A 13,200-nucleotide genomic window follows, 5' to 3' on the forward strand; every position below is an offset into this window, starting at 1 on the left:
TAAATAAATCTTAAAGCGGGGTTCACCCCCGCTTTTACATAGCATTATTTAGTTCTCAAACGGAAACTTGTGGTCAAGACCCAAAGCATCTCTAACCTCTATAAGCTCCTTTTGAACATCTTCTCCTACCGGAACACCCTTATCTTTTCTTTCCAGCCAGGATAGGTATTCCTTTTCTCCAGCAGTGTAAATCCTTTCTTCTCCAGGAGCCACTTGGGACGCTCTAAGTTCTCTTAAAATATCTCCCGCAGTCTTTTTAAAGCTCTCTGCACCCAAAAATGCTTCAGTATCTATCGCTATAAAAAAGTGGCCCAAATGGTATGGCACTTTTTCCCCGTGGGAGCCGAGGCCAGTGAGCATCTTCATGTAGCTTCCGGCCTGAAGGGCTGCAGATAATATCTCTACCACAGCCGCATATCCGTACCCCTTGTATCCTCCAAGTTCCTCGCCTATTCCTCCCAATGGCGCTAAGGCCGCATCTTCCGTCACCAGGTCTTTTAGTATCTGCTCGCTGTCAGTCATAGCTGAACCATCTCTTCCAATAACCATGCCTGCCGGGGTTTCTTTTCCGATTCTAGCATAGTACTCTATCTTTCCCCTTTGAGTAATGCTCGTTGCGCAGTCAAGAACGAAGGGAAAAGGTTCATCCGTAGGAAGCCCAAAGGTCAGTGGGTTGGTGCCCATCATATTTTCCACACCAAAGGTAGGTGCTATCGATGGTCTGGCATTTGTCCCTGTTATGCCGATCATACCTTCTTTTGTAGCCATCGTGCTGTAATAACCAGCTATTCCGTAATGGGTTGAATTTCGAACAGCTACCATTCCCATCCCGTATTTCTTAGCTTTTTTTATTGCCATTTCCATTGCTTTATAACCGATTACCATTCCCATGCCGTCATGTCCATCGACTACAGCCGTGGTAGGTGTTTCTTTAAGTATTTCAAATTTTGTCACAGGGTTTTGTATGCCTGCATTAATCCTGTCGACGTATATTGGCTTAAATCTGTTGCACCCGTGGCTTTCAATTCCTCTTTTATCGCTTTCCATCAATACATCTGAACAAATCATAGCTTCATCTTTAGGAACCCCTAGTTTTTCAAATGCGCAGGTCATGAAATCTCCAATCAGCTCCCAGCTGACATATGGTCTTGTTTCCACATAATCACTCCTTCATTTCTTAAAGTCATTCTATTTTACCACAAAAGCATCAAAGCGTTTAAATGTTTTTTTCTTCTTCTTTCCCTTCAGTGCCTCCATTGTCCTTTTTGTCATTTTCGATTTCTTTCCTATTCTCGTAAGATTCGATAAGTCTTTTTGCAACCTTTTCAAATATAGTGCCCTCGGGATAGGCTCCATCATCATCTTCTTTTCCCGCTTCGGTATCTGTGAGAAGGAATATCCCTTCTTCAATGGTCTTGACTGCATAGATATTGAACTTTCCTTCTGCGACGGCATCCAACAGTTCATCTTTAAGCATCAGATCTTCGATGTTTTCATCCGGAATCATGACCCCTTGATCTCCAGTCAGTCCTTTGGAATTGCATATGTCGAAAAAGCCTTCTATCTTTTCAACTGCGCCTCCAATCGGCTGAATCTTCCCTCTTTGATCCACCGATCCTGTAACTGCGATATTTTGCTTTATTGGAACTCCGGAAAGACTCGATAGTATGGCATAAAGCTCAGCACTCGATGCGCTATCTCCTTCCACTCCCTGATAATTCTGCTCAAAGGTAATCTGAGCAGTCAGACCAAAAGGTTTTTTCTTGGCAAACGTTCCTCCGAGATACCCCACCAAGGTGTATACCCCTTTAGTGTGAATGCTGCCGCTCATACCCGTCTCCCTCTCAATATGGATTACCCCGCCTCTTCCCATATAAGTTCTAGCTGTTATCCTCATTGGTATCCCAAAGGAATAACCGCTTAATCCAATGACAGACAATCCATTTATCTGACCTACCTCTCGCCCCGTTGTCTCTATTCTGATTCTTCCCTTTATTATTTCCTCATGTATTTTTTCTTCGAGCTTGTTAAGCCTGTACTTTCGCTCATCTATCGCTTTTTTTACATGCTTCGAATCCACGAATTCACTATCATCCATAGCCGCAAAAGCAGAAGCCTCATAGACAATATCCTTTATATCATTGAATCTAGTGGATAGCTTGTTTTGATCCGCAGCCAATCTGGATCCATATTCCACTATCCTGGCAAGAGCCAGCTTGTCAAAGTGCTTTAAATTGCCTTCTCTGCACAATGTACTGACAAATGATACATATTGGCAAACATTTTCATTATGCCTTGGCATCTCTATGTCAAAATCCACTTTTATCTTAAACAGCTTTTCAAAATCCTCGTCTGAGCTGAATATGGCGTAAAATATGGGAGTTCCTATCAGTAGTATCTTTACATCTAAAGGTATAGGCTGTGGCCTAAGAGTCGTGGTAGGTATTAGCCTATACTGCTCACCCATATTCTCCACTATAGCTTCTCTATATTTCAAGGCTTTCTTAAGAGCATCCCAAACAAATGGATCCATCAGAAGATCTTTTGCTTGAAGAATAAGATATCCTCCGTTAGCCCTTTGAAGGGCTCCTGATTTTACCATCGTAAAGTCAGTAGTCATGCTCATCATATGACTCTTATATTCTATTTTGCCAAACAAATTATAATAGTTGGGGCTGGATTCGATGATTACCGGCGCGCCTGATAGCCTTTCGTTGTTTACAAAAAGATTTACGCTGTACCTGGTGAACCTGCTTTCTTCATCTTCAAAGTAAAATCCATTTTCGTCTACTATCCCTCCCTCTTCTTGGGCTTCCTGGTGTCCCTGCTGCTGAAAGGTATATTCCACTCCTCCACTATGACCAGGTGTTTTAAATATCCTGTGATTTTCCACAACGTCTTTCAAAACCCCTTCCAAGTATTCAAGAATTTTTGGAAAGTCTCCGTATTTTTCTTTCAACCTATTTACCGGCACTTCAGCAGCAGCATAGGCGATTTTTTTTTCAAGTTCGACTATCTGTCCATTGCCCTGCTTCTCCAGGTTTTGACCGTATCTCATGGTCTCGTTCATTTTTTTCTGTAGCTGATGCATCTTCTCTTCTATTTTTTTTCTTTCATCTATGGAGTATTTCTCGTATTCCTCCTGCTGTATGGGTTGTCCGTTTTTGACAGGCAAGAACAAAACCCGACCGGGCAGCTGCTGCAACATGAACCCTTCGTCATTGGCTTCCTTTTCGACTTCGTGAAGCATGTCTACCAATTTTTTTCTGACGGACTGGATTATTCTGTCTCTTTGCTGTCTATAGTCGCTACCTTCAAATGCCCTTGGAATAAGTATCTTTAGCTCCGAAACCAGTGCTTCCATGTCCTTTTTGAACACCTTGCCTTTTCCTGCCGGAAGAGAAACCGACATGGGATTGTCTCTGTCGTTGAAATTATATATGTAACACCAGTCCATTGGCACAGGCTTCCCCTTAGCTGCTTGCTTAACGGTACTTTCGGTGTAGGTGCTTTTGCCTGTACCTTGGGCTCCGGCTACAAATATATTATATCCAGTCGCCTCCATTTTCAAGCCGAAATCCATCGCCTTTATGGCTCTTTCCTGACCTATGAAATTCTCAAAGGGCTCCACATCCTTGGAAGTAGAGCAAAAGTCAAGTTCGTTTTCACTGCCGCAAATCCTTTTAAGCCTTTCTATTCCTACTTTGAATTTCTCTTCATTTCCCATTGAAAATCCTCCTAAATACCGTAATCGTATTCAACTCGTTATCTTCTATATACCCTTTTTAGGATGACGTAACAGCGCTAAAAATAAAAAACCCCAATGAATTTCATCATTGGGGAAATGTGCAGAGCATATTAAAATCATTACCTAATAAATTGAATGAATATAAAGAACGGTATCCAAGTATATGACTGTGCTCCAATGGCAAGGTTTGTTACTTGAGAACCTTCCATCAAAAGCGTAGGATCTACTACACCCAAAAGCTCTGTCATCATCGGAGCTGCGTATGTAGCAAGATAAAGAATGATTATACTCTGAATAGTTCCATGTATCAATGCCCTAAACAAGTTACCTCTGTTAGGAAGAATAGAGCATATATTGTAAAAAGTTAGAACAGACAGGTCTGCAAGAGGAAGCACAGTAACACCTGGCAATACAAAAGCAAGTACCAAAGTGATTGGAATCATGATAAGTGCGATTGATACTACGAATGGATGTCCGATAGCGACCGCTGCGTCAAGACCAATGTAAACTTCTCTTCCCGGGAATCTTTTTTCCATAAACTGATGCGCGCCTTCTGAAATAACCATAAGTCCTTCCATCAAAAGAGCGATCATTCTTGGAAGAAGCACAAGTACTCCGGCAACTCCCATTGCAGTGTTAAGGATTACTCTGACTTCCATTCTGGCAGCAACTGCAAGTCCTCCACCGATAACCAGTCCGAGCATCATAGGTTCTCCCAGCAACCCAAGTCTTTCCTGCATCTTCTCTGTCGTCCAGTTGATGTCTTTGATTCCAGGAATTTTGTTAAGCATCCAATCCATCGGATAAGAATAAAGCGCTTGTGATACAGCTTGAGTATGAGGCAATGATATTCCTTCAAGACCCAAAATATCCGCACAGTCCGGTTGAATCCAATCGGCTATCTTAAACACTACAGCCATGTTTATTGCAGCTGAAGCCGCAGCCAAAATATAGCTTAGAGTTGATCTTTCTCCGATTAGCACGATCGCGCTACCAATGAAAAGTGCATGCCAGTAGTTCCATATATCGATATCCATTGTTTTTGTCCATCCAAGAGCCAACATGATGATGTTGGTTGCAAGAATTGTTATGAATATGATTGGAACAACGTCGGTACCCCATGCTACTGCGGCACCTGCCGGCCATCCGATGTCAATAGCGTTGTTTCTAAGTCCGTATACCTCTACAAGTTCGTTGATAACCGGTGTGATTGTATTAACCATAAGGCCTATGACTAGGTTAAGTCCTATAAATGCGATACCAAAGGTGATAGCCGCTCTAAAAACGTCAGAAAAACGCTGCCCCAGCGCTATACCTAAAATTAATAAGATTACCGGCATCATTACCGATGCTCCTGCTTCGATGATCCATGTAAAAAAACCTAATACTAAATCCATTGAGTTATTCCCCCTCAGTTCAATTTTATATCAGCTCACTATGTTGCCAATATCAAGTGCTAAACTTAGCCTTTTAACACTTCAACCAACTCTTCGATTGTCTTTTGGAGGTTAACTCCAGTAAGAAAAGATCTTCCGTTGACAACCGGCACTCCCGGATCGCCCGGTATTTGGCATGTACCTACAACAACATCCGGCTTAAGCGTCTTAGCCTTTGAAACTGCTTCGGAAGCCTTGCATTGCACTGTCATGCAATCGATGCCCTGCTCTTTGCACATTTTTTCGATTTTCTTTGCTACTACCGTCGATGTTGCTATTGCTGTGCCACATGCAACTAAAATTTTCTTTTTAACCATATTTTTCACCTCCAAATGAATATTGACAAATTATGAGTAATACGCATATTTGCCATTTTAGCCCTTCTAGTTATATTTTTTACATATATAACTTAAATTATTTTCTCATAACACTTCTGGAATTTCAAGTATTTTTTGCTATGTTCCTTGTATACATTTAAGCGCAATCAACTTTAGTTCAAAAAGCCGTTACTCAAAGAAAATAACTTTCCTCATTTTATCATAAAAATCCATCTTTTCATTATTGTATACAGTATCATTTTAAAATAGTAAAAAATATTTTACCTATTTCCTTGTAAACGTTATCGGGCCCATGTAATGGTATCTGTGTATGCCCATATTATACATGTATAACCTTTGATCATTAAAAAACTGCAGCCTGTTGATTTCATCTGCAGTTTAGTATTTTAATCTAAAAGAGCATCCTCGACAGCCTTTCGTATCACAATCCTGCTGTATGTAGCTCCTGATATGGCATCGACATCAAGGGATTGGCTATTTACTATATCCTCAACGATGCTTTCGGCGTCTTTTCCTTGGCCGTTATCGTGCTTTAATATTTCAATTTTATCAATTTTATGATTCGAAACCTCCACCTCAACTTCTACTGATATGGGAAAAGCGTCGTGGCTGCCAAAATAAATTCCATCATTTACCTGGGTCAGGTCTACTTGCTCTATTTCAAGCTCAGTCAATCCTTTAAGATTTTTTTCAATATTAGATATTACGATTTTGCCTGTTATCGCTAATGCGGCAAAAACGATCAATATGATCAACAATATCTTGTGTGATTTCTTCATCTTTAACTCCTCCAATTTTTTTATCAGCAAAACTCTCCTGAATCAATCAACTATTTGATTTTTCCCCAATCCTCTGATACACTACCTTGTTAGACATCCATGCCCCTGCGACCCCTAGCAGATAAATCACTGCCGACAATATCAAAACAAAAACCCATCCTCCGGTCAAGCGATATATGGCATTGCCGGTAAAGTAATAGGCCGCTGCCGATGCGCATAAGACAGCCGTCACCGGATACAATCCAACCGCTAGAACCATCTTTCTCAAGGTACCGTAATTTCTAAAAATTATAAAAGCTATCAGCTCCGCACTGACACCTGCAGACACTATCGCAATGGACATCACTATTGACACCGGTGCCATCAAAGCCCCGAACACCAGATTTACAGCAGACATCACTCCTATCTTTTGAACCTTTCTAACAGGAATAAACATCATAAATCCCAAAAAAGGAGCAAATACGACAAATTTAAGCCCCGGCACTGGGAAAAAGCTTCCTGCAATATAAAAAACATATCCTACAACAACCGTCAATGCGGCTACGACGCCGATTAGCGTAATATCTTTCACAGTATATTTCATATGTCATTCCTCCAACGAAAAGTTTTATTATATTGATTCTATCACAATTTTGTCCCATGCTCTAGATATTATCAATTTGATATGGTACAATGATATCGAATTACGATATCGTTATGTATAGCAATAATTAGAAAGAAGGTGCCGATTTGAAAGATTCTATCTTGAGAAAATTCTTTTTAGGCTTTATTCAGATACACATACTTCACCACGCAAAAAAAGAACCCCTCTACGGAGCTTGGATGATAAAAGAACTGGAACGCCACGGTTACGATATGAGTCCTGGGACTCTCTATCCTCTGCTTCACAGCATGGAGGAAAAAGGTCTCCTTGAACGAAAAGACCTGCTTGTCTCCGGTAAAATCAGAAAATACTACAGCATAACTCCACTCGGTGAAGATGTTTTGGCGGAGGCAAAGGAAAAAGCTTATGAGCTCTTTAAGGAAATCAAATGATTTTAGAAAGGAAAAGTCCCTATGTACGATTTGAAAAACATTAAATTTAAAAACATCTTGGATATTAAAGAAATCAATATACCCAGAGGAAAAATCACCTGCATAGTAGGGGAAAGCGGCAGCGGAAAAACCACTCTTCTTAGGATGCTGAATAACCTGACAAGTCCTGATTCAGGAGATATCTTCTACAACGGGGAATCCATATTCGACATCGATCCCGTGTCACTTAGGCGAAAAGCTGTTATGCTTCCTCAGACTCCGGCCATATTCAGCGGCACTGTGAGAGATAACCTGCTGATTGGACTGAAGCTTTCACAAAAGCCTGAAGTTTCCGATGAGGAGCTTATCAAAGCCATGGACATGGTTAAATTGTCTAAAGATCTTGACTCAGATTCAGATTTTTTATCAGGGGGAGAAAAGCAGCGGCTGGCGATCGCCAGGGTCATGCTTATGGACCCTGAAGTGCTCCTTTTAGATGAACCTTCCTCAGCTCTTGATGAAGATACCGAACAGTTTGTCATAAGCTCTCTGGTTGAATATGCAAGGGATAAGAAAAAAACAATGGTTATGGTTACCCACTCAAAAAAAATCGCCCGCGAGTTTGCAGACGAAATAATAGAAATTAAAAATAAAAACATGCCAATAACGGGAAGGAGCCTCGTATGAATGGAGTAATAGACCTTCAGATGTGGCAAATGGCCGCATCCTACATATTTATTGTTATACTGCTCTTCATCGTTAAGGCAAGAGGAATATCCCGTGAAAAGGAGATCATAATATCCTCTGTCAGGATGACCCTGCAGTTGATCATTACGGGATACGTTTTGATATTTCTCTTTGACAACGCCAACCCTTTCTTGACATTGCTTGCAATAGCAATAATGGAAGCTTTTGCGATTAACAACGTATATAAAAGAACCAAGACGGAACTTACAAAGCAACTTAAAAAGATAATAGCCTTTTCCATGCTCGCAGGCACTCTTTCCAGCCTGGTCTATTTTTTACTGGTAGTGGTGAGGATCGATCCTTGGTATGATCCCAGATACTTTATACCCATTGCCGGAATGCTTGTGGGAAACTCCATGACAGGTATTTCCCTGGGAGTTGCAAAGCTAGTAGAAAATATGTACACTCAAAGGCATATGGTCGAATCGGCGCTTATGCTCGGTGCCACTCCAAAGCTTGCGGCAAAGGAAATAATAGACGGAGCATTTGATTCAGCCATACTCCCCACAATAAATTCCATGGTAGGCATGGGGATAGTCTTTCTTCCCGGCATGATGACAGGTCAGATACTTTCAGGAACCTCTCCAGTCACAGCAATTGAGTACCAAATAGCAATCATGCTAGGAATCCTGGGAAGCGTCGCCTTGACAGTGATATTGTTCGTACAATTGGGATATAAAACTTTCTTTAACGAAAGAAACCAACTAACGGTAAGCCCGCCTGCAAAGAAAAACGGTAAAGCGGATAAATAAAAAAATGGGAGATTGCATTTCGGCAACTCCCATTTTTTTGTTTATTGTGTTTTTTATTCTACAGTTACGCTCTTTGCAAGGTTTCTCGGCTTGTCTACATCACAGCCTCTGGCTACCGAAAGATAATAGGCCAATAACTGAAGGTATACCACTGTTCCTATAGACGCTAAATCGTCTTCGGTGTCTTTTATATAGAATACCTGATCTGCTTCCTTTTCAATAGCTTTGTTTTTCTCCTGGGCAAAAGCAAGAATGTATGCACCTCTGGCCTTTACTTCCTTTATGTTGCTCATCATCTTTTCAAACACCTCTTCTTGCGTGCACAGGGCGATGATGATGGTTCCCTCCTCTACCAGTGCTATTGTCCCATGCTTTAGCTCACCGGCAGGGTATGCTTCCGAGTGGATATAGGAAATTTCCTTCATTTTAAGGGAACCTTCCATTGCAACGTAATTATCAAGCCCCCTGCCCAAGAAGAACATGTCTTCCACTTTGAAGTTATTGTACGCAAATTCCCTGATCTTTTCTTCCTGCTTCAAAACAAATTCGATGTCTTCAGGGGATCTTAAAAGAGCTGTTCTTATCCTGTTGTAAAAGTCTTTTGTTATAGTCTCTTTTAATAGTCCCAGATGGAGACCAATCATATACATGCAAGTAAGCTGAGTGGTGTATGCCTTTGTGGAAGCGACGGCTATTTCAGGTCCCGCCCAAGTATACATCACATCATCTGCTTCTCTTGATATCGTGCTGCCGATAACATTTGTAATAGCCATTACACGGCCCTTGCTTTCCCTTACCAACCTCATGGCTGCAAGGGTATCCGCCGTCTCTCCTGACTGGCTCACGACGATCAGAAGGGTGTTTTCGTCAACGATGGGGTTTCTATATCTGAATTCAGAAGCGATATCTGCTTCCACCGGAATTCTTGCATATTTTTCAATTACGTACTTTCCTATTAATCCCGCATGGTAAGCCGTGCCACATGCGACTATGTACACCTTGTTGATGTTTTTAAGCTCGTCTTTTCCAAGTTTTATCTTGTCCAGCACGATATCTTCATTTTCAGCTGAAATCCTTGATGTCATTGTATCTCTAAGGGCTTTTGGCTGCTCGTGGATCTCCTTGTGCATGAAGTAGTCATATCCGCCTTTTTCCGCGTCTGCAGCATCCCAGTCTACCTTGAATACCTGTTTGCCTGCTTCTTCCCCGTATTTGTCCAATACCTTCACATCATCGGCAGTCAATATGGCAATTTCGTTATCGTCGAGAAGATACACTCTTCGCGTATGGCTTAGAATTGCAGGGATATCCGAGGCTATGAAATTTTCCCTTTCTCCAAGTCCTACCACCAACGGGCTGTCTTTCCTGACTGCAATTATTTTCCCGGGATCCTTGGTGCTCATTACTCCTAAAGCGTATGATCCCTTTAATAGCTTTGCAGCCTCTTGTACAGCCGTCAAAAGATCTGTCTTGTAAAGGTCGTCTATCAAGTGTGCGATTACTTCAGTATCTGTTTCTGATAAAAATCTGTATCCTTTGGCAACAAGATCCTCCTTGAGATCCATATAGTTTTCGATGATACCATTATGCACTATGGTTACAGAACAATCATTGTTGCAGTGTGGATGTGAATTTATATCCGATGGTGCTCCATGAGTCGCCCATCTGGTGTGGCCAATGCCTATATTACCTTTTGCAGGATTTTTAGTTACCTCTTCATCTAGTATTGCAAGTCTTCCCTTTCGCTTTCTTATGCTTATTTCACCGTCTTTAAATACTGCTACTCCAGCTGAGTCATATCCTCTGTACTCCAATTTCTTAAGCCCTTCCACCAAAATAGGCGCAGCTTCTTTCTCTCCTATATAACCTACGATTCCGCACATGTTGCAGTCCTCCAGTTTTCAATTTTTTTTTGTGATTTTCGAACAACAGAAACAAACCCCTGACAGGGTCTTTTGGTGCTCTTTAAGAAATGATGCATTTATAAGACTTCGAATGGATTTGTGCCATCGGTCACCCGGTGGTTTTGTCCTGAAGATGATGTTAAGAAGATTTAACACTTTTGGGGCATCCGCCGAAAATTCGATATTCCCCAAACCTCGTCAACTCGCTAAAGAGTTCTGGCGCTTTTTAGATATTCAGTTTTCTTATTTCACATCCTTTCATAACAATTATAAATATAAATCTAAATTTTAACAAGTATTATTTCTAATTTACAAATTAAAAACGGGGTTGCCCCCGTTTTACGCCAATCTATTGACTATCATATCAGCAAGATTTTCTGCCATGGTCTTGATTTCATTTAGGTTTTCACCCTCAAGCATGACCCTGACCAATGGTTCCGTGCCGGAAGGCCTTATTAAAACCCTTCCCTTTTTTTCAAGCATTATCTCCATCTTTCTGATTTCACCTTGAATAATCTCATCTTCCAGATATCCATACTTCTTGTTGTTGTTCACTTTTGCATTAACCAAGACTTGTGGAAAAATGCTCATCATTGCCGACAGCTCCCCTAAGCTCTTGTTTTCCTTTTTAATTATTGCCGCTAATTGGACTCCTGACAAGACACCGTCTCCTGTAGTGTTGTGGTCCAATAGGATTATATGCCCGGATTGTTCTCCCCCAAGGTTGTAACCTTTATCCAGCATCTCCTCCAGAACATATCTGTCCCCCACTTTAGTCTTTACGCTTTTGCATTTTAACTCATCCAAAGCAAGATCAAGGCCCATATTGCTCATAACCGTTATGACAACAGTATCGTTTTTCAAGCATTTCTGTTTTTTCATGTGATATGCAAATATATTAAGTATCTGGTCTCCATCAACTACATTGCCCTTTTCATCTACGGCAAGCATCCTGTCGGCATCTCCGTCAAAGGCCAGGCCAAAATCTGCGTTTCTCTCGAGCACCTCACTTTGAAGCCTTTCCAAGTGAGTAGAACCGCAGTTTTTATTGATGTTTATTCCATCGGGGTCATTTCCAATGACTATGACTTCCGCACCTGCTTTTTCAAAAACTTCAGGCGCAATTTTATAAGCTGCCCCGTTAGCACAATCCAACACGATTTTAAGACCATTTAAATCCGTATCTATGGTCGACAAAACAAATTCTTCGTAGACATTCGTAGATTCATTCATCTCTGTCACTACTCCGACTCCGTCCCCGATATAAACCGGATATTCAAAGCCGAATTCAATGAGTTCTTCTATTTTGTCTTCAATTTCATCCCTAAGCTTGAATCCCTCACCGTTAAAAAACTTGATTCCATTGAACTCAGCCGGATTATGAGAAGCTGAAATAACCACCCCTGCATCAGCTTTTAGCTCTCTCGTAAGAATTGCCACTCCCGGTGTCGGAATTACTCCTGCTTTTATAACTTCTCCTCCCACAGACAATATGCCTGCAGTTAAAGCCGCTTCCAGCAGATCTCCTGATATTCTGGTATCCTTGCCGATTACGAATTTGGGTTTGTGGGCGTTTGTAGCCAGTACATAAGCTCCTGCTCTTCCCAGCTCAAAAGCAAGCTGCGGAGTCAATTCGCTGTTAGCCACCCCTCTTACGCCATCGGTTCCGAATAAATTACCCATAATATACCTCCAATTGATTGATCATTTTATAATATTTTTTATTCCGGAAAGATTTGAATTATAGACTCAGCTATTATCAAATCTTCCGGTGTCGTTATCTTAATGTTGTCGTAGTGACCCTTGACTATCTTTATAGGAAAATCCAGTCTTTCCACCAGCATAGAATCGTCTGTCCCGGTAAAGCCTTCTTCCCTGGCTTTTTCATGGGCCTTTAACAAGATTTCATAGTTGAAAGTCTGTGGAGTCTGCACTGACCACAGTTCAGATCTTTTAGGGGTATGAACTACCTCCAAATCATCATCTACTACTTTGATAGTCTCTTTGACTGGGACTGCTACGATGGTAGCGCCATATTCCAATGTCTTTTCAACGCATTTAAGCAATGTGTTCTGGTGAACCAGCGGTCTGGCTCCGTCATGGGTTATTACTATGTCCGCTTTTTTGTTTACCTTCAAAAGGCCATGGTACATGGATTCTTGCCGGCTGCTTCCCCCGGCTACCACTTCTTTTATTTTTTTAAGTTTGTTGGGCTTTATGACTTCAGTTTTGCAGACTTCAAAATCATTTTCACTTATGACTAATATAACTTCATCAATCATCTGGCATTTCTCAAAAGCCAACAATGTATGGGCCAGTACCGGTTTTCCGCTGAGATAAAGGTATTGCTTGTTTATTCCCGCTTTCATTCTGCTGCCTGATCCGGCTGCAACCACTATTGCGCTTACAAAAGGCTTGCTCATACTTTCGCCTCTTTTCCTTTTTAAATCATCCTAAGACAACATTATATAACTTTATTTGG

Annotated in this window: 12 protein-coding genes; 3 read left to right on the top strand and 9 right to left on the bottom strand. The window is 41.3% G+C overall.

The window, feature by feature from the left end; genetic code table 11:
• Positions 1-48: 48 nt before the first annotated feature.
• The 6 genes from BUB93_RS06690 to BUB93_RS06715 all read right to left on the bottom strand — a co-directional run bounded on the left by BUB93_RS06690 (position 49) and on the right by BUB93_RS06715 (position 6,884).
• Positions 49-1,158, bottom strand: a complete 1,110-nt coding sequence (locus tag BUB93_RS06690) for an Ldh family oxidoreductase (protein WP_073270412.1) — start codon at positions 1,156-1,158, stop codon at positions 49-51.
• Between the two features lie 58 nt (positions 1,159-1,216).
• Positions 1,217-3,727, bottom strand: a complete 2,511-nt coding sequence (locus tag BUB93_RS06695; protein ID WP_073270414.1) for a Lon protease family protein — start codon at positions 3,725-3,727, stop codon at positions 1,217-1,219.
• A 140-nt stretch (positions 3,728-3,867) separates the two neighbouring features.
• Positions 3,868-5,145, bottom strand: a complete 1,278-nt coding sequence (locus tag BUB93_RS06700) for a PTS galactitol transporter subunit IIC (protein WP_073270416.1) — start codon at positions 5,143-5,145, stop codon at positions 3,868-3,870.
• Positions 5,146-5,210: 65 nt separating this feature from the next.
• The gene (locus BUB93_RS06705; protein ID WP_073270418.1) at positions 5,211-5,501 is read right to left on the bottom strand and encodes a PTS sugar transporter subunit IIB; all 291 of its coding nucleotides are present in this window, start codon (positions 5,499-5,501) and stop codon (positions 5,211-5,213) included.
• A gap of 407 nt (positions 5,502-5,908) precedes the next feature.
• Positions 5,909-6,301, bottom strand: coding sequence for an FMN-binding protein (locus tag BUB93_RS06710; RefSeq protein ID WP_073270548.1), 393 nt, complete (start codon positions 6,299-6,301; stop codon positions 5,909-5,911).
• A gap of 46 nt (positions 6,302-6,347) precedes the next feature.
• The gene (locus tag BUB93_RS06715; RefSeq protein ID WP_073270420.1) at positions 6,348-6,884 is read right to left on the bottom strand and encodes a hypothetical protein; all 537 of its coding nucleotides are present in this window, start codon (positions 6,882-6,884) and stop codon (positions 6,348-6,350) included.
• Positions 6,885-7,030: 146 nt separating this feature from the next.
• Between BUB93_RS06715 and BUB93_RS06720 the strand changes: the two genes are divergently transcribed.
• From BUB93_RS06720 to BUB93_RS06730, 3 genes are read left to right on the top strand one after another with little or no spacing between them, the layout of a single operon-like run.
• A complete protein-coding gene (locus BUB93_RS06720; protein ID WP_073270422.1) occupies positions 7,031-7,336 on the top strand; it encodes a PadR family transcriptional regulator in 306 nt (101 codons plus the stop codon).
• 21 nt (positions 7,337-7,357) lie between these two features.
• Positions 7,358-8,002 (top strand): ABC transporter ATP-binding protein, encoded by a 645-nt coding sequence (locus BUB93_RS06725; RefSeq protein WP_073270424.1) that lies wholly within the window; start codon positions 7,358-7,360, stop codon positions 8,000-8,002.
• Positions 7,999-8,814 carry an ABC transporter permease gene (locus BUB93_RS06730; RefSeq protein ID WP_073270426.1) on the top strand — a complete coding sequence of 272 codons (816 nt, stop codon included), beginning with the start codon at positions 7,999-8,001 and terminating at the stop codon, positions 8,812-8,814. Before BUB93_RS06725 ends, BUB93_RS06730 begins: the two co-directional genes overlap by 4 nt.
• 53 nt (positions 8,815-8,867) lie before the next feature.
• Here the strand turns inward: BUB93_RS06730 and glmS are convergent, their stop codons facing one another.
• The 3 genes from glmS to ispD all read right to left on the bottom strand — a co-directional run bounded on the left by glmS (position 8,868) and on the right by ispD (position 13,141).
• Positions 8,868-10,697 (bottom strand): glutamine--fructose-6-phosphate transaminase (isomerizing), encoded by a 1,830-nt coding sequence (glmS, locus tag BUB93_RS06735; RefSeq protein WP_073270428.1) that lies wholly within the window; start codon positions 10,695-10,697, stop codon positions 8,868-8,870.
• Between the two features lie 360 nt (positions 10,698-11,057).
• Positions 11,058-12,401 carry a phosphoglucosamine mutase gene (gene glmM, locus BUB93_RS06740; RefSeq protein WP_073270430.1) on the bottom strand — a complete coding sequence of 448 codons (1,344 nt, stop codon included), beginning with the start codon at positions 12,399-12,401 and terminating at the stop codon, positions 11,058-11,060.
• Between the two features lie 38 nt (positions 12,402-12,439).
• Positions 12,440-13,141 (bottom strand): 2-C-methyl-D-erythritol 4-phosphate cytidylyltransferase, encoded by a 702-nt coding sequence (ispD, locus tag BUB93_RS06745; RefSeq protein WP_073270432.1) that lies wholly within the window; start codon positions 13,139-13,141, stop codon positions 12,440-12,442.
• Between the last annotated feature and the right edge of the window lie 59 nt (positions 13,142-13,200).

The organism is Alkalibacter saccharofermentans DSM 14828 (genome assembly GCF_900128885.1).
Classification (GTDB): Bacteria; Bacillota; Clostridia; order Eubacteriales; family Alkalibacteraceae; genus Alkalibacter; species Alkalibacter saccharofermentans.